The 20,868-nt window shown below is 61.7% G+C and carries 17 protein-coding genes; 5 read left to right on the top strand and 12 right to left on the bottom strand.

What is annotated here, in order from left to right; all coding sequences use genetic code 11:
- Positions 1 to 415: 415 nt before the first annotated feature.
- From NZ740_06470 to NZ740_06450, 5 genes are all read right to left on the bottom strand, one after another.
- Positions 416 to 2,335 (bottom strand): O-antigen ligase family protein, encoded by a 1,920-nt coding sequence (locus tag NZ740_06470; protein ID MCS6771655.1) that lies wholly within the window; start codon positions 2,333 to 2,335, stop codon positions 416 to 418.
- Complete coding sequence (locus NZ740_06465) at positions 2,304 to 3,035, bottom strand: polysaccharide export protein (protein MCS6771654.1); 732 nt, start codon at positions 3,033 to 3,035, stop codon at positions 2,304 to 2,306. Before NZ740_06465 ends, NZ740_06470 begins: the two co-directional genes overlap by 32 nt.
- 4 nt (positions 3,036 to 3,039) lie before the next feature.
- Positions 3,040 to 5,172 carry a polysaccharide biosynthesis tyrosine autokinase gene (locus tag NZ740_06460; GenBank protein MCS6771653.1) on the bottom strand — a complete coding sequence of 711 codons (2,133 nt, stop codon included), beginning with the start codon at positions 5,170 to 5,172 and terminating at the stop codon, positions 3,040 to 3,042.
- A 91-nt stretch (positions 5,173 to 5,263) separates the two neighbouring features.
- The gene (locus NZ740_06455; protein MCS6771652.1) at positions 5,264 to 6,454 is read right to left on the bottom strand and encodes an outer membrane beta-barrel protein; all 1,191 of its coding nucleotides are present in this window, start codon (positions 6,452 to 6,454) and stop codon (positions 5,264 to 5,266) included.
- A gap of 72 nt (positions 6,455 to 6,526) precedes the next feature.
- Positions 6,527 to 7,177, bottom strand: a complete 651-nt coding sequence (locus NZ740_06450) for a hypothetical protein (GenBank protein ID MCS6771651.1) — start codon at positions 7,175 to 7,177, stop codon at positions 6,527 to 6,529.
- Between the two features lie 204 nt (positions 7,178 to 7,381).
- Between NZ740_06450 and NZ740_06445 the strand changes: the two genes are divergently transcribed.
- Positions 7,382 to 8,305: a ParB/RepB/Spo0J family partition protein gene (locus tag NZ740_06445; protein ID MCS6771650.1), complete on the top strand. Its 924-nt coding sequence runs from the start codon at positions 7,382 to 7,384 to the stop codon at positions 8,303 to 8,305.
- A 13-nt stretch (positions 8,306 to 8,318) separates the two neighbouring features.
- Here the strand turns inward: NZ740_06445 and NZ740_06440 are convergent, their stop codons facing one another.
- The gene (locus tag NZ740_06440) at positions 8,319 to 9,164 is read right to left on the bottom strand and encodes a ParA family protein (GenBank protein ID MCS6771649.1); all 846 of its coding nucleotides are present in this window, start codon (positions 9,162 to 9,164) and stop codon (positions 8,319 to 8,321) included.
- A 15-nt stretch (positions 9,165 to 9,179) separates the two neighbouring features.
- Positions 9,180 to 10,121, bottom strand: coding sequence for a KTSC domain-containing protein (locus NZ740_06435; GenBank protein MCS6771648.1), 942 nt, complete (start codon positions 10,119 to 10,121; stop codon positions 9,180 to 9,182).
- A 209-nt stretch (positions 10,122 to 10,330) separates the two neighbouring features.
- Between NZ740_06435 and NZ740_06430 the strand changes: the two genes are divergently transcribed.
- Together NZ740_06430 and NZ740_06425 are read left to right on the top strand one after the other, a co-directional pair.
- A complete protein-coding gene (locus NZ740_06430) occupies positions 10,331 to 12,025 on the top strand; it encodes an FHA domain-containing protein (GenBank protein MCS6771647.1) in 1,695 nt (564 codons plus the stop codon).
- Positions 12,025 to 12,609, top strand: coding sequence for a shikimate kinase (locus NZ740_06425; GenBank protein ID MCS6771646.1), 585 nt, complete (start codon positions 12,025 to 12,027; stop codon positions 12,607 to 12,609). The genes NZ740_06430 and NZ740_06425 overlap by 1 nt, the downstream gene beginning before the upstream one ends.
- A gap of 102 nt (positions 12,610 to 12,711) precedes the next feature.
- On the opposite strand, the gene NZ740_06420 is transcribed toward NZ740_06425, so the two are convergent.
- From NZ740_06420 to NZ740_06410, 3 genes are all read right to left on the bottom strand, one after another.
- Positions 12,712 to 13,056 carry a CBM20 domain-containing protein gene (locus NZ740_06420; protein ID MCS6771645.1) on the bottom strand — a complete coding sequence of 115 codons (345 nt, stop codon included), beginning with the start codon at positions 13,054 to 13,056 and terminating at the stop codon, positions 12,712 to 12,714.
- A gap of 83 nt (positions 13,057 to 13,139) precedes the next feature.
- Entirely contained in the window at positions 13,140 to 14,162 is a 1,023-nt protein-coding gene (locus NZ740_06415; GenBank protein ID MCS6771644.1) for a metallophosphoesterase, read from the bottom strand.
- Between the two features lie 27 nt (positions 14,163 to 14,189).
- Entirely contained in the window at positions 14,190 to 15,059 is an 870-nt protein-coding gene (locus NZ740_06410; GenBank protein MCS6771643.1) for a hypothetical protein, read from the bottom strand.
- A 224-nt stretch (positions 15,060 to 15,283) separates the two neighbouring features.
- Between NZ740_06410 and gcvP the strand changes: the two genes are divergently transcribed.
- Positions 15,284 to 18,175: an aminomethyl-transferring glycine dehydrogenase gene (gcvP, locus tag NZ740_06405; protein MCS6771642.1), complete on the top strand. Its 2,892-nt coding sequence runs from the start codon at positions 15,284 to 15,286 to the stop codon at positions 18,173 to 18,175.
- A gap of 211 nt (positions 18,176 to 18,386) precedes the next feature.
- Here gcvP and NZ740_06400 read toward each other — a convergent pair whose 3' ends face one another.
- Positions 18,387 to 19,049 (bottom strand): hypothetical protein, encoded by a 663-nt coding sequence (locus NZ740_06400; GenBank protein MCS6771641.1) that lies wholly within the window; start codon positions 19,047 to 19,049, stop codon positions 18,387 to 18,389.
- A complete protein-coding gene (locus NZ740_06395) occupies positions 19,018 to 19,737 on the bottom strand; it encodes a prepilin-type N-terminal cleavage/methylation domain-containing protein (GenBank protein MCS6771640.1) in 720 nt (239 codons plus the stop codon). The genes NZ740_06400 and NZ740_06395 overlap by 32 nt, the downstream gene beginning before the upstream one ends.
- A 22-nt stretch (positions 19,738 to 19,759) precedes the next feature.
- On the opposite strand from NZ740_06395, the gene NZ740_06390 reads away from it, so the two are divergent.
- Positions 19,760 to 20,868, top strand: a 1,109-nt coding sequence (locus NZ740_06390; GenBank protein ID MCS6771639.1) for an MBOAT family protein, incomplete at its 3' end; no start/stop codon positions are given.

Genomic DNA, 20,868 nt, shown 5'->3' with positions numbered 1-20,868 from the left:
CAAGGCGGTCCTTCTCAAAAATGCTCGCTAGGCGAGCCACCTGCCGCAGCCGCCCGATCAGCGGGACCGGTCGCCGAATCACTTCACGTGAGGCTTCAGCGACGCATCGCGCTTGTGAGATACCTTTTTGCTCTCGACGAGATGTACGGAGATCCAATTAGGACGATTGCCGCCTGATAATTTCCATCGCCACTCCCGTGAGGAAAGCATCGTGCTGTGCTACGTCTCCCTTCATGCCGTGCCATCGCCCGCGGCTAACCGAGGACGAGTTCGAGGATATCAGCCGTGGCATACCGCGAGAAAGCGCGTCCCGACGATTACGTTGATGGATGCCAAGATATTCCCAATGTCGGCATCGCCGAATTTCTGAGCTGAATCGGAAACCCGCAGCTCGCGCGTAAACGAACAGGGGACGTCAGGGCGACTTTTGGGACTCGGCGAGGCGTCGCCGAACCGCCTGAATGTTGAGGTCGATGCGTTCGGAAGGCTCCAAGGAGCGGGCGGTTTCAAAAGCTTGGAGCGCTCCGGCATAATCGCGCATGGACCGCAGGTGGAGCCCCAGCTCGAACCAGTAGCCGCTATGATAAGGGGCCTGTCTGACCAAATCACGGAGGCGCGCGAGCGCCTCGTCTGCCCGCTCGCGCATTTGGGCAACTCGGACAAGCCCGAATTGGGCATCCAGATCGCGCGGATTCAGCTTGAGTGCGCGCTCAAATCGTTCGATCGCTTCGTCCAGTTGACGGGTCCTGCTTTCGGCATCGAGATTCCAACGCGCCTGGGCGATTCGGACCAGGCCGATGCCGCGATGGGCAGCCCCTTTCCTCGGCTCCACCCGCAGAGCCGCTCGGTACGCAGCTACCGCTGACTCGAACCGCGCCTTTTGGCGATTTCTATCCCCGCGAGCCGTAAAGATTTCCGCCGCTGAAGCCCGGGCCGACAGCACTGCAAAGGCAAGCATGACAACAGCCGCTGCCAAGGCCGAAATCTTCCCCGACCCGATGCATGGGCGGGGCCTCAGGTGGCCACCACCGACCAGCGTGGCGCACGTAACGCCGCCCAACGCGGCCAGAACCTGGACGTTGCCGAAAAGATGGAAATTGTAATCGAACATCGCATGCGCCGCGCTGGCAGCACATGCTCCAGCGAAACCGGCAATAAGAGCGGCGCCCCGTTCGGAGTCGCTGTTTTGGATCACGGCCACAAGGCGGATCAGCGCCCAAGCGAGGGCGCTCAGCAGTAAAACGGCACCAACGGCCCCGAACTCGGCGACGAGCTGGAGATAGTCGTTGTGGGCGTGTTCAGGATCGATGTGCATTTTGAGAAAGTGCCAATATTGGGGATAAATCCAGCGATACTGGCCCGGTCCCCACCCGAACCACGGGTTGTCCCGGATCATCGTCCACGTGTCGCGCCAGAGGTTCAGACGAACGTTCCCTCGTAGAGCATCCGCCACCCGTTCCTGAACCAGCGGAGAAAACGCCCACACTGCAACCCCGACAGCCGCCAGCGCAAGCGGCGTGACGAGCAATAACACGATGGCGCGGCTCCGGCTCTTGCGCAGCCCCAACAACGCGAGCGTGACCGTGATCCCTGCGCCGAGCCCGATCCACGCGCTTCGGGAGGCCGAGAGGTAGATCGGCGGCAGGAGGACCACGGCGCTGTAGACGGCAAGAATGCGGAGCGCCGCGCCCGCCCCCCGCGCCGTCATCAGCGCGATCGAGGTGGGGACGAGCATGGCCAGAAAATTGGCGAAATGATTGGGGCAGATGAAGGCGCCGCTGGCGCGCATTTCATACTGGGCCGGCCGCTCGACGAGAAGCACCATTCGCGATCCGTTGGCATGTTGAACGATGGCATACCAGGCCATGAGCGTCCCGCTAAGAAGAAGCAGGGCCAACAGGATCCGCCAGCGCCCCTGCTCGCGAGCGAGGCCAAACCAGAATTGAAACGCGAAAACGTGGCAGGCTAGTTTTAACATCTCGAGAAAGGCTTCATAACGGGCCTCGGAGCGGAGAATCAGCAGAGCTCCGTAGGCGAGGAAAAGGGCAAGTCCCCCGAAGGCGGGTGGACATTGAGCGGGTTCGGCTCTGTCGAAAAACAAAGGCCGTGCCCAGTACAGAGCACAGCCAACAAACGCAAGCGCCATCATCGGGCCATAGGCCCATAACGGGATTGCGCCATAGAGCCAGATCCCCGCGATCGGACACAGGCCAACCAGCGCCAAGGCGGCCCACTCGTAAATGGAGCGGCTCCGTGGGAGAGGACTCCTTCTTCGACGTTTGGGGGACGGCCCGGCTTCCGGCTCAGAAGATGCTGCGAGGTACCCGGATGACATCGCCAGGCTCTATGACGACATCGAGCCGCGGATCGCGCTCGATCTCGCGCATATTATAGGATCGGACAACGCCGCCTCGGGTCAATGTCACGCGGCGCTTGTCGGCATACTCCGTATAGCCGCCGGCAGCCGCGATGGCCTGCATCAGCGTCATGCCCGTCACCATTGGATATCGCTGCGGAACTCGCACCTCGCCCTGAACGAAAAAGCTTTGGGAAGGGACAATCACATTGACGGTCACCATCCGATAGATATCCCGCTCAATATAGGTTTTTTGGATTTCGCGCTCGAGTTCGGATGCCGTCTTGCCCGCCGCGATGATCTCGCCAATGAAGGGCAGGGCAATTCCTCCACGTTCGTTAACAATCAGTTGAATCTCCTCATCGCGGGGCATGATGCCGCGGAGATAGATCACCAATGGATCGTTGGGGCGAATTCGATAAGCGACCGCTGTTACGGGCCGCTCTTCGGAGGAGGGTGAAGGGGGCGTAGACTCGACGCGCGGTTCCGATTCAGGACTGTGGACCGCCTGAGGCGGCCCTGTTTCTTCAGTTGCAGCCGGTTGGATCTCCTGCGGCGCGACGACGTTCTCCGCCGTCTCCACGGCCCGGTTTCCGCGCAACCGCGCACATCCCGCGGACGCCCATACGATGGCAACAGCCGCGCCAAGCGCCGCAGCGATGCGCAAGAGGGTGGCCATGTGATCAGATTTTGTCTTTGTTGCCCGTGCCGCTGGCAGCAAACTCTTCGGCTGGAGTGGCTTCGGGTGAACGCTCATAATACTGCGAATAGTAGGAGTGATAGTAGTAGTAGTTGTCATCGCGCAAAATATTAATGTTGTTCAAGACCACGCCCAACACGTTCGCCCCGACATTTTCCAGCATGCGCCGTGCCCGTGCCGAAATATCCCGCGGGTATTTGCGGTACTGAACGATGAACAGAACGCCATCGACCTCGCTGGCCAGAATGGACGCATCGCTCACGCCCACAATCGGGGGTGAATCAAACAAAACGACGTCATATCGGGCCTTTAGCGTACGCACAAGATCCCGCATGCGCTGCGAGTCGAGAAGCCCCAACGAAGAGCGCGGCAGCTTCCCACTCGGCAGAAAATGAAGATTCGGCAGGGACGTCGCCTTGATCGCTTCCTCCACTGACGCCTCTTTTAGCAACACGTTCGTGAGCCCAAAACGGTTGGAAAGCCCCAAAAACGTGTGTAAGACTGGCCGCCGCAGGTCGGAGTCCACAATGATCACTTTGTCGCCCAACTGTGCGCACACATAGGCGAGGTTGAAGAGCGTCGTCGACTTGCCCTCTCCCGCGCCGCCACTGACCACGGCGATGGAGCCCACCGGCCCTTCGATCTTTCGTGCGAACTGAATATTGGTTCGCAGGACACGATACGCCTCTGCGTGGGGACTGTCCGGCCCCTCTTCCATCAGGGAGCGGACCTTCTGGGGGATGATGCCTATGACCGGCAGTCCTAGATGCCGTTCGACGTCCTCGACAGTCTTCACAGAAGTGTCCAGATATTCGATGAAGAATGCGAGGCCGATACCGACGAGCAACCCGATGACGCCACTCAGTGCGATATTTAGTGCATATCGCGGACTGACGAATCGATTTTCAGGCGGAGGTTCGGCCGGTTCCACGACCTCCACCGGCGTGCGGGGCACCTCAAGTTCGATGCCCTGCTGAGCAATTCGCGCGCGCAGAGCGGTCAGGATCTCGCGCTGAATCTCCACATTTCGCTGAGCGCGCTCAAATGGCAAATATTGTTCCCCCTCGGCTTCGATATCCGCTTTCCGGACTGCCTCCAACTCTGCCTCCAATGCGAGATACTTGGCGCGTGCGACCTCGTAGTCGGCCCGGATGCCTTTCTTCAATCCATCCAAAGCCGCATTGAGCTTGTTGCGGAGCTCATCGAGGGCGGCTTGGACACGGCGAACCTCCGGGTGCTGGGTGCCGAGGTTTTCGAGTAGAAGCTTGAGCTGGACTTCCGTATCCGCGATTTGGCGCCGAAGCGACAGAAGCGTCGGATCGTTCACAATGTAGGCCGAGGCGTTCAGAAGCTCATCGCCGTCCAGCGCTTCGAGCTGGTTTTTTCTCGCCTCCCGAACGAGCATGTCCACCCGTGCGGCAATCCGATCAGCCTCGAGTTGCTGGAGCCGGACTTTGTCAACGCGCATGCCGCGTTGAATGAGCGCAACGCCGCCCTCGCGTCGAATCCGCTCGAGTTCCGCCTCGGCAGCATCGACTCGCTCCTGCTGCTTCTGCAGTTCGTTCTCCAACGCCTCGACCCCCCGTTTGACCTCACGCCGCTTGACCGACAAACGCTGCTCCCTATAGACGTTGGCGATCTCATTCGCGATGCGGGCCGCCTCCTCGCGGTCCTCACTGTAAACCTGAATATCGATCAGGCTCGTGTCACGAAACTGCGTGACGCGGACCATCTTTGACAGGATGGCATACGCATCCTCGCGTCGCAGCATCCCGCCCTCGGCCCCAAATTTAGCGGCCCATTTCCGCTGCAGATCGAGGTTTTGAATCACCTGATAAAGGATGGGGCGCGACTGGATGATTTCGTACTGGGTTTTGAGGAAAAAAGGATTGTAGGGAGTGCCGAACTGGCGTTCAAAGACCGGCACGTCCAACATGTCCTCGCGCACGGAGATGCGCGCGTTGGCTCTGTAAATTTTGGGCATCGTGAGGGTGTAGAAGATGCCCGTCAGCACGACGAGAAGGACAACGGCCAGAATGATTTCCTTGCGGGATTTGATCACCCGCCAATAGTCCAAGAAATGGAGCCTTGATTCGCTCTGAGGATCCGTAGCCATTTCCAATTACGCCTCCATCTCTGTCCCTAAACGCGAACCGGGTCCGTCCGCGATGCGGAGCGGACCCGGTTTCAAAAAGCCGCCGAGCTGTTTAGAGCTGCGTTCTCCAACCCACCTCGACGCGCGTACGATCGAATTCATCACGCAGGTCAGTGCTGAAATCGAGGTACTGGACGCCCAGTTCGAGGTAGTTCTTCCGGTTAATCATGTAGCTCACGCGCCCGCTGGCCTGCCAGACGGTCTCCTCGCCGTCCATCTTCCGATACCGAGGATCATCCAGCGTCTGGTCCTGGCTGTAATCGCTCAACTGCAAGCTTGTGGCAAGGAACAGCTGCAAGCGGGCGGAGATGTCGTGACCAATCGTAAGATAGCTTAGCAGGCGGTCTTGGCTTGCGAAAGGAAAGACATCCGGTTCAAACATCGAATAACCTGCACCCAATGTAATTCGCGTTTTCGGCGAAGGAAGGTACGTCAGCGAGAGGTCTCCGAAAGGATTTTGTTCATCACTGATTTGCGCGGAGTCAAAGGACTTGTCCTGAATGCCGCCCCGGACCGACCCAACTAAGTTTGGAGAGAAAATCTGCTCCAATCCCACCCCGTAAAAAACACTCTCGGAGCTGCGCTCTTCCGTATCGATGTATTCGGTATTTTCCAGTCGGAGATCTGCGGAGACTGCCGTGTCCTGCAACCACTGGTGCCGAAGAGTGACACCGACAGCGGTGATGTCGTAGTCGTCGGTTTTAGCTCGTTCCTCATTCTCATCATAGCGGAGGATCGTGTAACGCCCACCCAGCTCGACGCGTGTTGCTTCTGTAATGCGGTATCCGATCACCGCATCGGTCAAATTATACGTGTAATCATCATTTTCGCGCACCACCGAACCCCGGTCGATCAACTCAGGAATTTCAGCTAGGCGCATGGTATTTTTGGCATTGAGCGATAGGCGGGGCGTGAAATTGTGCGCGAGGACGAGATCGAGTTCATGATGGAAATCGGTGTCATCTGGCTCGCGATCAGTCCACCAAACAAAGGAGGGTCGATAGCGGAGACCGAAAAATGACTGCTCAAAATCAAAGTTCAGTAACAACTCAATTTCTTCAATCAGTTTGAAGCTTTCGTCACGATCCTCTTCGCGCTCCTCCTCATACACATTATTGTCCCAGCCCACGCGCAGGCGGTTTTTCAACTGTATGTTTTGAGCCGTTTCCGTAAGTGCAGCCGCAAAGTCGCACAGGATTGCCGCCGTCAGCGAACCGGCGATCACGGACTTGATCCATTTCATAGGGATGCCTCCACCATCAATTTTTTTCAGTGGGTTTATGCCAAACACTTTTTTTCGTGGTCGAGCAAGCCATCATGGGGCGTTCGGCGTCATCGGCGGACGGCGCGGCGGCGCATCTGGACGGGAGATCCTCTCCTCAATGACGGGCAGATCAACCTCACGCAGTACGCGTTCCGAAATCGGGGAGGAAACGCGTCCAAGTGTGCCGAAGTCTGCGCCCCCCTGCTGATCGTCCGGCGGATTGATTCGGGCTAGCTTCGAGAGAGGGTCAGTAGCGGTCACGACTGCTTCCGCAGCCACCGGCTGGGGCAGGGGCTCCAGATTCTCCATGGCCTCGCCGATTGTCCCGAAATCGATCCCGGCGCTCTTCAGAAAACTAATCCAAGACTCATCGTCGTCAGGATTTTCGATGTCGCCCTGCTTGCCGAGGGCAAGCACGAGTACGCGTGCCAGATTGCCCATCGTCACGGGGCGATTGGATTGCCAACCATCTTTGGGCATAATGCCATTTTGCATCAGGATTTGGAAGCACTCCAGATCCGTGGGCGCCGCCGGAAGAAACCGAGAGAGGCCAAGTACGCGCACCAGCCACTGCGCCAGTTCGCCCTCAGTCACAAGTTGAGCCTGTCCTTCACCGCCGACATCGCTCTGGGCTCGAACCACCCCGACAAAACTGCAGATGGATAGCCCTGCTAACAGCATCGCCACTATGAATTTTTTCATGAATCCACCTCCTGAGGGGACAATATTTCAATAAATTCTTCATGTATAATTACACCCGTTTATCCCAAATGGTCAACGAGAAAAATTTTTCCAATTTTTCATGCCAGAAACGAATTTCAACCTCCGCCCTCGTTCTTGACCCAATTTATTTCATCATATACACGCGAGGTAAGCGATCGTAAACGACGAAGGAGAGGTATCGACATGCCGGCTAAATCAGGCGGGCTTGGCCGCGGTCTCGGGGCGCTGATTCGGGACACTCAGGCGCCTCGTTCGGAAATGAATGATATCCCCGCCGAACTCAACCAACGCCCGGGCCCCACCCGCGTAAAGCTTTCAGCGATCCGCCCGGGGCCCTGGCAACCGCGCCGATCTTTTGACGAGGCCTCTCTTGAAGAGTTGGCCCAATCGATCCGGGAACACGGCGTCCTGCAACCGTTGCTTTTGCGCCGGACAGGCCCAGAGACGTTTGAACTCATCGCGGGGGAGCGGCGGTTCCGTGCCGCGCAACTGGCGGGGGCATCGGATGTGCCAGCCATTATTCTTGACGCCACCGACCAATCGGCGCTGGAGATCGCACTCATCGAAAACCTACAACGCTCCGACCTGACGCTTCTGGAAGAGGCGGAGGGTTATCGCGCGCTGGCTGAAAAATTCAACCTTACGCAGGACCAGATTGCCGCCCGTGTCGGCAGGGCGCGATCCACCGTGGCTAACGCCCTGCGCCTGCTCGACCTGCCTGTATTCGTGCGCCAGCTTATCGCCGAGCGAAAATTGTCGCCGGGCCACGCCAAGGCTCTTCTCGGCTTGGAGCAGCCGCGCGACCAGGAGGCGCTCGCACAGAAATGTGTCGAGGGGGACTGGTCGGTTCGACAACTCGAACGGGCCGTAAACCGCCTGAAACGCGGAGTTCGCCGCGCAAGGTCCCGCTCGTCGGACATTCCGGAGAGCCACCTCCAATATGTGACCGACCAACTGCATCAGAAACTCGGAACGGCGGTGCGCCTCACGCCATGCCGCACCTTCGCAAACGGCCGAAAAGCGAAGGGCACTATCGAAATCGATTTTTATTCACCGGACGATCTGGACCGAATCCTGGTGGTTCTGGGCATCGCCGGCGAACTGTGAAAAGAAAGTTGCGCTACTCAGCCGGCGGAGTCGGCTCCGTATCTGGGATGGCCGGGGCCCTGTCTGCGCCAGCCCCTCGATGTCGGGCCTGATCGCGCGCTAAAAATTCCCTCGCCAGTTGCCGATAGGCGAGAGTCCCCGTGCAATTTCGATCGTAGAACAACACCGGCTTGCCGTGGCTCGGCGCCTCGCTCACTCGGACGCTTCGGGGAATCAGTGTCTCATACACCAGGGATGGAAAATGCTCGACGACCTGTTGCACCACCTGGTTCGCCAGATTCGTCCGCTGGTCATACATCGTGAGAAGGATGCCCTCGATTTCCAAACGCGGATTCGCCCCGCCATCCCGAATCTGATCGACCAATCGAATCATCACACTCAAGCCTTCCAGCGCGTAATATTCGCACTGAATGGGCAATAAAATGGAATCTGCGGCGGTCAGTGCATTCATCGTCAGGATGCCGAGTGACGGCGGGCAATCGATGAATACGTAATCGAACCGCGTGCTCTCGGATACCGGGCGTAGCGCGTCCTGCAACTTGTGCAGATACCGGTCCATTTGCGGGATGTCGACCTCCGCGCCGGCCAGATTCACCTCTGAAGGCACGATTGCGAGGCGCGGGACCGAGGTCTCGACAATTTGAGACTCCAAGGGCGCCCGCCCCAGCAACACAGGGTACAGGCTCCGCCCGGGCCGCTTTTCCAGACCGAGACCGCTGGTCGCGTTGGCCTGGGGGTCAAAATCCAGAATCAAAACGCGGCGACCGCGCTCGGCTAGACCGGCGGAGAGATTCACCGTGGTGGTGGTCTTCCCAACCCCGCCTTTCTGATTGGCGACGGCGATGACCCGCGCGGCCATGGAGCAACGCGCGATTTAAGGGCGGCCGAGCTCGCGGACAGCGGCTTTGTCGTCGATCGAGGCCGGATACCGGCCGAGAATGTGGATGCGATAGAATGTTTCAAACACCGGAGACGCAATCAGACTATCATAGGCAACCTTCGGCACGTTCGAATACCGAATTTCGACGCCGTCCACAAGCGTGACGATCAGCGTTTTGCTCGCCTCGAGGTAGGCCGCCGACTGGAGGAGCTCCCGTCGGTTGGGCGGGAATGTGAAGCTCAACGCGTCCTTCGCAGCGGGCGCAGCCACCGGTTCCGGCGCAGGCTCTTGAACAGCCACCGTGTCCTCCGATACGGGCTCGCCGCCGGTTTGGGGAACGGCAACTGGGGCGGCAGCTTCCAATTCCGCGATGCGCGCCCGAGTTCGATCCAGCGCCTTTTTCGTTTCTCCAAGCTCTTTCTCCAACTCCTGAATTTTTTTCTGCGAGGCCGCCTGCGCGTCGTCCAACTGCTTCTTCAGGTCCGCCACCTGGATCGCCGCCTGCCTTGCATTCGACTCGGCCGTCTGGAGCGTGGCCCTCAAACGCGCCGCCTCGTCCACCTCCGGCTCGAGCTCCTTCACTCGCGCGCGTAGCCGTTCGGCCTCGTTGCGAAGCGCTGTCAGAGCCGCGGTCACCTTCTCCCATGACTGGCCCGATAGAATCTCATTCGTGTCGACCGAAACATTCAGCGCCTTTGCAAGGTCCACCGCCGCCGACCGGTGAACCTCATTCTCCGAGCCGAGAGAGGCCGACCTCGCCAGGAAAAATCCGGCTGCCCCGAGGCCCAGAACCGCCACTCCGCTGACCACCGCAACCGCGATCGTCAACCCTTTCGATTTTGCAGGCGCCGATTTCATCGGCGGTCGCGTCTGAAATCGTATCGCCGCTCCAGGCGCAGGATTGGATGGGGTTGGCTTGGATGAGGTTGCAGTCATGTGTCTCTCCTACTCCGAATTGCATGCTAATGTCGAGCACCGGCAATTCAAGCCCTTTAGTGATCTAGCCGAAACGACCCTGAAACCATCCCCCCGCCGCGACAACGCCGCGCTGTAGCAACCCCGCCGACGCGTCGTCTCAGTTTCACAGCTTGTAACTTGGCGTTGAGGCGCCGGGCGAGCGTTTATATGCTGGGTATCTTCAGCCCATGTACCGTTTGGTGTTCCATAACGGCCGCTACCGGGGCCGCCGAATTTCGGTCCAACAGGGCGATTTACTGATCGGACGCGATCCCTCCTGCCAGATCGATCTAGCTGACGATGAAGCTGTTTCCCGCCGGCACGCCATCCTAGAACAACGCGCCGATGGCGTGTGGTTGCGCGACCTGGGCTCGCTCAACCCGCCCACGGTAAATGGCCAGATTGTCCAGGGCGAGGTCAAATTGCGAGCGGGGGACCGCATCGAAATCGGCAGTACACTAATCGAATTCCAACCTGTTGAAATCCACTTCAATACACCGAAGCGAAGACCAAGCCGCCTGCAGCGGCTCGCTATTGCATCTGTGCTTGTGATCCTCGCGCTCGAGGCGTACTTCATCTTCGTACTCCCGATGCGCCATCGACCGGCGCAACAGGCCGCCGCGCCGTCAAAACCCTCCGAGGCCGCCACGCCGTCAGCGCCGGCCATTCAAACCGAATCTCCCGCCGGGGCGCAGGGCCGTGAGCCGCAAGCGGCCACACAGCCCCCGGCAACGGTCGAAAGGCAATCGGCTGAGCCCCCGCCAGCCGTTCCGGATCCGATCAAGCGTGAAGTCGAGGAAATCAAGCAAGTGATCAGCGGCCTTCGCGAAGAACTCTCTGCAATTTCAACTCAGCTTCAAACCGCCGCAGTTGCCGCCCCCGCCGCTCACCCGACCCCGCCAGCAAGCCGCGAACAACCCGAGCGGGCAACGCGGGAGTCCGCGCAAACCGCAGAACCGCGTGCTCGCGAGCCCGAAGTGCGGACAGAAACTGCCCAACCGCCCGCCACCCCGGCCGTGCCGCAGATCGCGATCCCCGAGCGGCCTGCCGCCGAAGACCCGTTGGCGGCGCGCATGCGGGAACTTCTCCAGCTCGCCCGACTCGAAGCGCAAAAGGGCAACTGGCTCGCCGCCGACCAGGCGCTGGAGCGTCTCCTCATCCTTGCTCCGGACAATATCCCCGCCCTGGTCGAACGCGCGCGCCTCTACGAGCAGCGCGGCTTACTCAAGGAGGCGGGCGACGTCTGGGCGCGACTGATGGTCCTCGCGGCCGGCACCCCACTGTACACCCAGGCGGCCGCCGAACGCCAACGGCTCGCCCGGGAGGAGATCGTCCAATCCATGCGCCGCCGCGCAACGCCCGAACCCGCGCAGCCCGCGCTGCCACGCCGCATCCGCATTCTGGCCATCGAACGCGAACGGTTCCCCGGCACCAAGGAATTCGACGAAATGCGCCTCGCGCGAATTGTGATGCGCCCGCGCCTCGGCGAGGGGCGTATCGACGTCGACGATCTCCGCGTGTGGGTCGTCTTCTTCGACCGCATCGTCGGCACGGATAGCGTGACCCCCACGCGCGCGCGTGTGCCTGAAACGCCGCTGCGCATCGAATCCGCCTGGGGCGCCGGCGAACAAAAATCCGTGACGGCCACCTATATCGTTCCCAAAAACTTCCGCGATGAGGAGGAGACTGAAACGGGTCAACGGCGGAGCTATGAGGGCGTCCGCGTGCAGATCTGGTACAAAGGCGTCTTGCAGGATGAAGACGCGATCCCGAAATCGCTTCTCAAAGAGGAAATGCCGCCAATGCCGCCGGAAGGATCCCCGCTCGCGCCCCGACCGGTCGCAGCCCGGCCTGCCGACGCCACTGTTCCCAGGGGCCGCTGATGGATATGGCCAATTCTTATCACCTATTGGGAGACGCGAACATTGTCCTCGTCGGTTTTATGGGGACCGGCAAGACCAGCACCGGCCGGGCCCTGGCCGCCAGACTCGGGCGGGAATTCGTCGACATGGACGCGGTCATCGAGGAGCGGGAACGCCGCTCCATCCCGCGAATCTTCGCGGAGTCCGGCGAGCCGTATTTCCGCGCGCTGGAACGCTGCCTCACGCGTGAACTCGCCGGCCGCCGCAATCTCGTTATCGCACCCGGCGGCGGCATCGTCCTCAACCCCGACAACATCCGGGATTTCGCTGCCGGCGGTTGGGTGGTCGCCCTTCGCGCCTCGCCGGAGATGATCCTCCAACGCGTCGGCCAAGACACCTCCCGACCGCTTCTGCAAACCGACGACAAATTGGGCCGAATCCGGGAACTTCTTCTAAAACGCAGGCCCTTGTACGACGCCATTCCGATTCAGATCGACACGGACGGCAAAACGCCAGAAGCAGTAGCCAACGAAATCCTCGATCGCCTCCTGCGGCTGGCCGCAGCGGGCAATTTTCCCTCCGGCCATACTCCGCGGGCCTCTTGAGCCGCGCCCCCGCCGGCACGCGAGCCAGCGCAAATTCAACCGGATCGGCGCGTTCAAACTCCACCTCGCGCCGAGAAACGTGTCACGTGGCCGCTGCGCCGATCAGGATCGACCGGACTTCCAGGCCGTCACCACGTGCCGCACGGTGATGTCGCCGCCCGGTTTCAGGACATGGTTGCCCGGGACCGCTCCGTTCTCATCGAGGGCTTCGTTCTCCCAGTCGCCCAGCGTGATCTTGTATTCCACGGTGTCGCCAACCGGCAGAATCGCATAGCCTGACCAGAGATTTTCGCCCATCCGCGTCAGCGGCAGACCATCGGGCCGCCAGTTTCCGAGCACTTTGGAATCTCCCGCAATAAACACCTGCTGACCGACCGGAAGCGGGTGGACAGTCTTTACCTCAAACGTGACCGTGCGCTCCGTCTTACGTTGCTTTGGCGCAACCATACGCTCTCCTCTCCGAAATTGATCCGGCAATCGCCAAAATCAATGTACTGCAGACATGATCCTCGTCCAACCCAAAAGCCGAGTCACGCTCTCCCCTTCGACGCCTTGTGTCTCGAATAATGGCGCCGGTGCACGCGCACGCGCTGGGCGACAAGGCGCCCCTCATCATTCGGCTCAATCCATAGCAGCCCACCGGCCACGTGGTGGCCGGTCCCGAACGTGGAAGGGCAGACCACCGGCTTGAATTGCGCCCACGAGCGTGCCCCCTCCAGGCCTTTGGCGACGATTCGCGCCACCGGATACCTCGGCCGAAGCCCGCTCAAACGCGCCGCATAACGGGCAACCCGCAACAGCGTCGGACTGTGTAAATGCCCGACCACCGTCATCTCAATCTGGGTCAGCCGCCGCTGGATCACCGGCAATCCGGCGAGCACTGCCAGCGCGCTCGGATCGTGGCAAAACAAGATCACCCTCGCCTCTCTCGGAAGAGATTCAAAGCTTTCGGCCACCTCGCGCAGGTGCTCGGCCCGCCGCCTGTGCCATTCGGGTACCTCTTCCTCGAGCGCCTCCGGCAAGAAGAAATCAAGAGTCAGCAGCGAGGAGTTGATGCCGATCAGGTGAAAGCCACCGGGCGCCTTGTCGTGCCAGAACGACGGAATTCGCAGGTCCCGCTCGCCCGCCTCCAAGCTGGCCAGTCGAATGCCCCCCTCCCGTAACGTCGTGCTGTATTTTCCAATGTCGTGGTCGCCGAACACAAATCGGCATTTTCCGGGGAACCGGTGCCGCAACTGCTCCACAACCAACCGCGCGCTATCCAAGGTCGCGCGATGGCTCAAGCCGACGCCACCGAGGTCGCCCCCATAATCGCCGTTCACAATCACCCAGTCGGGCTGTCGCGCGGCGACCTCGTCCATCGCGCGCAGAAAGGCCGTGTGGCGCCAACGCAGATGCCCATTCCAAAAGCGCCGACGCACATGGTAGAGCCCTTGTCGCCAGAACCGCTCGATGGGGTCCGGATGCCGCCTTATCCGACCGTATCCGTCCTCGGCGAGCGCAAGCTCCGCCGGTCCGACCAGATGAATATCGGATAGGACCGCGAGCCTCACAGCGCCACCCCCCCTTACTGCCGCCCTCTACAGCGCCCCTCCAACGCCGATTCGCACGAACCAGGCGTCCTCGACGTCGCGCGCGGGCGCCTCGCTCTCAAAGTCTACCTCACGGTTGAAGGCGAGGCCGACATCAACCTGAATCCGCAGAACCTCGGTCGCCGGCCACGCTCCGCCCACATACGCGCGCGTCTCGCGAAACCCGATCAGTTCCCGCGGGTCACCGTCCTCCAGCCGAAACTCGTTCACCGCCTCATGCCGAACACCGCCGAACACTTCCCATTCCGCCGGCCGGTAAACCACGCGCGACTCGGGATACATAAGGTCGACGCGCACCTCTGGAACCGGTGCCACCCGAACGCCAAATCGAGGATCGAAAACGCGGTCAAACCCCGGATAGATCGCCACGCCGATCACGCCCGAGATTTGCGGGTTGAAGGTCTGAATACCGAGCACCTCAAAGGGGAAATACAAGGACTCGAACGACACGTCTTCGAGCGTGGTGTAAAACCCCGGCTTGAACCCGACGCGCACCGCGCTGCCCGCCCACGTGCGATAGGTGTAATCAGCCTTCAACCGCAAAGCCGCTGTGAGGTCCGGCAGGTCAATGCCGCCATCGCCCTCCCATGCCCAAAGGTCATATAATCCGGACAGGTCCACATCTCCGGCCTGAGTCCGCCAATAGTAGAGACCGCCCCCGCCGAGAAAGCGCCATATCGAAATATCGTCTCCCACATCCGCCTGCACGCGGGCGCTCGCCGTGTAATCAATAGCCGCCTGCCACGCAGGCAGTTCCGTGCCGTCCAGGATCTGACAAAACGGATAAGGTTCCTGCGCCCACGACCCGGCCGCCAACAAGGAGGCCACCCATGTACTCAACCCAGCTCGTCTCATCATCTCACGCTCCTTCGTGTTGCGCTGCTGCTCGCCCGCCACCTGACCGGCTCCGTCACCAGCCCGCGGGCACCCGTGCTAATCGCAATGCGAAATCATGCGCAACCGCTCGGAAATTTTCCAGTCCATAGACGGATCCACCCTAGGAACCGAACACAGGGCGTGAACCCCGCCGACTTGTAAGCGTACATTCTTGCGATATAGTCCAACTCGACTAGGAATACATCATGTCGGAACTGCCTTTTGTTCGCCGCCACATCGGCCCTCAGCCGGCCGACCTTTCGGACATGCTTGCCACCATCGGGGTGGCGTCCGTCGACCAGTTGCTCGATGAAACCATTCCGGCCGCGATCCGCCGTACACGTCCGCTCGACCTGCCGGAAGGCGAATCCGAAGCCGCCTACCTCGCCCGCCTTCGCGAAATTGCCGCCCAAAACCAGATTTTCCGCTCGTACATCGGCCTCGGTTATTACGGCACCGTGACGCCTCCGGTCATCCAGCGCTGCGTCCTTGAGAACCCGAGCTGGTACACGCCGTATACGCCCTATCAGGCCGAAATTTCGCAGGGCCGGCTCGAGGCGCTGATCAATTTCCAGACGATGGTCGCAGACCTCACGGGCCTCGAGATCGCCAATGCGTCGCTTCTGGATGAAGCAACGGCCGCCGCCGAGGCGATGGCCATGATGCGCCGCCTGCAGGACCGCCGCGGGCGGGAGGCCGCGCCCGACGCGCTCTTCGTCTCCGACACGCTCTTTCCCCAAACGATTGAGGTCCTTCGCGGACGCGCTGAGCCGCTGGGAATCCGTCTCCTCATCGGCTCCTTCCGCGAGTTTGACTTCTCCGAACCTGTCTTCGGCGCCATCGTCCAATCCCCTGACGCCGACGGCCTCGTCAGCGACCTCCGCTCCTTCATTCAACGCGCACACGAGGCCGGCGCGCTGGTCGCTGTGGCAACCGATCTGCTCGCCCTCACGCTGCTGACGCCGCCCGGCGAACTCGGCGCAGACATCGCGTTTGGCAGCGCCCAGCGCTTTGGCGTGCCGATGGGCTACGGCGGGCCCCACGCGGCGTTTTTCGCCGCGCGCCGCGAGTTCGTCCGCGAAATGCCCGGCCGCATCATCGGCGTGTCCGTCGATGCCGACGGCCGGCCCGCCTATCGCATGGCGCTCCAGACCCGCGAACAGCACATTCGCCGCGAGAAGGCCAAATCCAATATCTGCACCGCTCAGGCGCTTTTGGCCAACATCGCCGGCTTCTATGCCGTCTATCACGGGCCCGACGGACTCCGCGCCATCGCCCAGCGGGTCCACCGCCAGGCCCGAATACTTCGCCGCGCGGCCGAACAGCTCGGCTACGTCCTCCAAAACCCGTATTTTTTCGACACCCTCTCGCTCGCCGCTCCAGCCGGCGTCGATCCCGAGCGCATCCACGCCCTCGCAAAACAACAGCGCATGAACTTCGGCCGCCGTCCCCGCGGCATCCGGCTCGCGCTCGACGAAACGACCACCGCGCGAGACCTGGCAGACATCGTCCGCGTACTGGCGGAAGCCGCAGGCAAAACGCCCCCCTCACTCGAGGCGCTCGACCCGGGCGACGATCTCGAATTCCACGATGACCTCATCCGCTCGAGTGAATTCCTGACGCATCCGGTGTTCCACGTCCACCGGTCGGAAACCGCGATCATGCGCTACATCAAATCACTCGAGCAGAAAGACCTCGGCCTCGACCAGTCGATGATCCCGCTCGGCTCCTGCACGATGAAGCTCAACGCCGCCGCGGAAATGCTGCCGATCACCTGGCCCGAATTCGCTGCCCTGCATCCCTTCGCGCCCGCGGACCAGGCGAAGGGCTACGCCCAGATCTTCCGCGAACTCGAGGCCGCACTCTGCGAAATCACCGGCTTCCCCGCCGTCTCTCTCCAACCCAACGCCGGATCTCAGGGCGAATACGCCGGTCTGCTCGTGATCCGCGCCTACCACCGCGCCCGCGGGCAGGGCAACCGCAACGTCGTCCTCATCCCCGCCTCCGCTCACGGCACCAACCCCGCTTCCGCCGCGATGGCGGGCATGGAGGTCGTCGTGGTCGCCTGCGACAAGTCCGGTCATATCGACTTCGCCGACCTCTCCGAGAAGGCGGCCCGATATGCCGACCGGCTCGCCGCGCTGATGATCACCTATCCCTCCACCTACGGCGTGTTCGACGACAACGTCCGGGAGATTTGCGACCTCATCCACCGGCACGGCGGCCAGGTCTATCTCGACGGCGCCAACCTCAACGCCATGGTCGGCCTCACCTCGCCTGCACTTGTCGGCGCAGATGTCTGCCACATGAACCTGCACAAGACCTTCGCCATCCCGCACGGCGGCGGCGGTCCCGGCATGGGCCCCATCGCCGTCGCCGAACACCTCGCGCCGTTCCTTCCGCGCCACCCCTTCGCCGACGTCGGCGGCCCGCGCGGCATCCCCGCCGTCTCCGCCGCGCCCTGGGGCAGCGCCAGCATCCTGCTCATCTCGTACGGCTACATCCGCCTCCTCGGAGGATCCGGTATGACCGAAGCCTCCCGAATGGCCATTCTCAATGCCAACTACATCAAAGCCCGCCTCGAGCCGTTTTACGACGTGCATTATGTCGGCAGCCGCGGCCGCGTCGCCCATGAACTCATCTTCGACATCCGCCCGCTCAAGGAGCGCAGCGGCATCGACGAAACCGACGTCGCCAAGCGGCTCATGGACTACGGCTTTCACGCCCCCACCGTCTCCTGGCCGGTGCCCGGCACCCTCATGGTCGAACCCACCGAGAGCGAACCGAAATCCGAGCTCGACCGCTTCTGCGATGCGATGATCTCCATTCGCAACGAAATCCAAGCCGTCATCGATGGCGCCCTGGACCGCGCCGACAACCCTCTCAAAAACGCTCCCCACACCGCCGCCGCGGTCTCGGCCGACCATTGGCCTCATGCCTATACCCGCGAGCAGGCGGCCTATCCGCTGCCGAGCCTCCGCCAACGCAAATTCTGGCCCTCCGTCTCCCGCGTGGATAATCCGTACGGTGACCGGCACCTCGTCTGCTCCTGCCCACTGCCGGAATCCTACCAGCCCCAGGAACCCGCCAGCCGATAAACGGTTTGCCGCGCCGTTTCTGCAGACGGACCGCCGCCCAACGCGCGTCGCCGATTCGACAAATTTTCCATGGCATGGACAAATTTTTCGAACTTTTTCCATGGCATGGAAAAAATTTTTGAAAAATTTCCATAGCATGGAAAAACGCCGCGCGCCGATCGGGTCCAGCCCCGGCTCGGTTCACCGGACGCGGGCCGGAGCCGGTGACGGGTCAGGGGGTTGCAGGAAACGGAAGGTCAGCAGCGCTTCGGATGACACGCCCGGACGGGTAGCCGGCCTGCTCCACCACGGCGGCGACGATCCGTCCGCGCTCGAAGGCTGCGCGCCAGGCTCGCGCGTCCGGCACGGCGCGAAAGTCCGGCAGGTACAGCGCAAGCGCCGGCGCACGCGCGTTCGTCCAAAAGGCGGTCCGCTCAATGCCTTCGGGAACCCCGACAATACTGATGAACACCTTCGCGTCGGGTTGTTCCGCGGCGAGCCGGTCGAAGGCATCCGGCCGCATCAACGACGAGAGCGGCGTTCGAAGCGAACGGCCGGATAGAAACGACTCGGGGCGCTCCCACGCGCCCTCCTTCAGCGCGGGGAACACAATCTCAGCGCTGCGGATCTCCCGACCCAGCCCTTCGGACAGTCCGCGGAGCACGCTCTCGTGGTAACGGTGCACATCGGGCGGCGCGCCGGGCTTCTGGGTGAATGGATTGGCGATCACAAGGAGCGGTCCGCGCGACAATTCGGGTGGAAGCGCGCGGGCCAAATGAGCTGCGGCCGCCTCACGACCTTCGAGGTCCCGCCGCTCAGGCGACCGACCGCAGCCGACGCACGCCACCAGCGCAAGCAATACGCTAAAAATAGCCCGGCGTCTGGTCCTCGTCATACAGCGCCTCAATCCCCAGCGCCTCGATTCGCGGGCGCGGCATCGTCTCCGCGTGCCCGTCGAGAAAACCGCCGTTCGCGGCGCCGCCGTGCCGCGCATGTACCTCTCCAGGCACGGCAACATTAAACCCCTTGTACTGGCGCGCGCGAATCCCGTTGCGCCCCCGGCTGGTGGTGTCGGCGAGGATCAGGAAATCGGAGGGCCGCTCCACCGCGTCCGGGCGCAGCCAGAAGGTGTTGTCCGGGCCAGGCCGGACATACGACGCCGGCGGATCCTCGCGGATGCCGAAGGTCGTCAGCCAGCGGAACGAGGGATCAAAACGGCGGGGGGCGTAGTACGGACACAGCACGACATTGGTCGCGCCGTTGAGATAGCCGTTCACGATCTCGGAAGCCCAGGAACGGTCGCGCCCGTCGGCATAGCCGAACAGGTAGATCAGGTCCCGGTCGAACGCGGAACGCTGAAGCCCGGACATGCTTTGCCGGATGTTGTTCAGACAGCCCGCCGCGCGCCCGCGATTGAGTCCGTTCCGCACCGCCGGCTGGAGCAGGGCGGCAAGCACGGCCAGGATCGCCACCACCACAAGCAGTTCAATCAGCGTGAAGCCACGGGGGCTTCCATTCGCGCAGATTTGCGACCGGGAAGCATCGCCGATCTTGCCCGGCCCGGGCGCACTGGTAGCATTCACAAATCTATCATACACGTGGCAGATGTTGTTTCACCGCCCAACCTTCTGGATTTTTTTCGCGGCGTTCTGCGCGGCGTATTACATCGGGCGGCGCTCGATTCGGCTTCGGAACGCAATCGTGCTCGCGGGCAGCTACGTCTTTTATGCCGGCTGGGATTGGCGGTTTCTCGGACTGATCGTTTTTTCGACCGCATTGGATTACATGGCGGGACTGGGCATCGGCCGTGCGAAATCGCCGCGGGCGCGACGGGCGTGGCTGTGGGCCAGTCTGGTGGGCAATCTGGGCGTGTTGGGCTTCTTCAAGTACTGGAATTTCTTCCGCGACAACGCCGCCGCGCTGCTTGAAGCGATCGGCCTGCCCGCCGCGCCATTCACCCTCGATGTGATCCTGCCGGTCGGCATATCGTTCTACACGTTTCAGACCCTGAGCTACACGCTCGATGTGTACGCGGGGCGCATCGAGCCGACGCGCGACCTGCTGGCGTTCGCGGCCTACGTCGCCTTCTTCCCGCAACTGGTCGCCGGACCCATCGAGCGCGCGCGCTCGCTGCTGCCCCAGTTTCTCACCGTGCGGACCATCCGCGCCGATACGCTGCTGCGAGGCGCCGACCTGATCGTGTGGGGCCTATTCAAAAAAACGGTGATCGCCGATTCGCTGGCGCCCTTCGTGGATGCCGCCTTCGCGCTCGAGCGCGCGCCGCTTGCATTGACGGCCGCCGCTACGATCGCGTTTGGATTCCAGATTTACGCGGATTTTTCAGGCTATTCGGATATCGCCCGCGGGCTGGCTCGCGCGCTCGGCTTCGAACTGACGGTCAATTTTGACCGACCCTACACCGCAGCGACCCTGCGCGAGTTTTGGAGGCGCTGGCACATTAGTCTTTCCACATGGCTTCGCGACTACCTCTACATTCCGCTCGGCGGCAGCCGCGGGTCCGCCGCGAGAACGCTTCGGAACCTGATGACGACCATGCTGCTCGGCGGACTCTGGCACGGCGCCGCCTGGCACTTCGTGCTGTGGGGCGGATGGCACGGGCTGGGGCTTGTGCTGGAACGTCGTTTCCCAAGGTTGGCCGGCCGCGCGCTGACGCTGGGCTGGGTTTTTGCAGGCTGGTTTCTCTTTCGGGTCCC

It is taken from the genome of Kiritimatiellia bacterium (assembly GCA_025054615.1).
GTDB lineage: Bacteria > Verrucomicrobiota > Kiritimatiellia > CAIVKH01 > CAIVKH01 > JANWZO01.
This window is presented reverse-complemented; position numbering and strand designations above follow the sequence as displayed.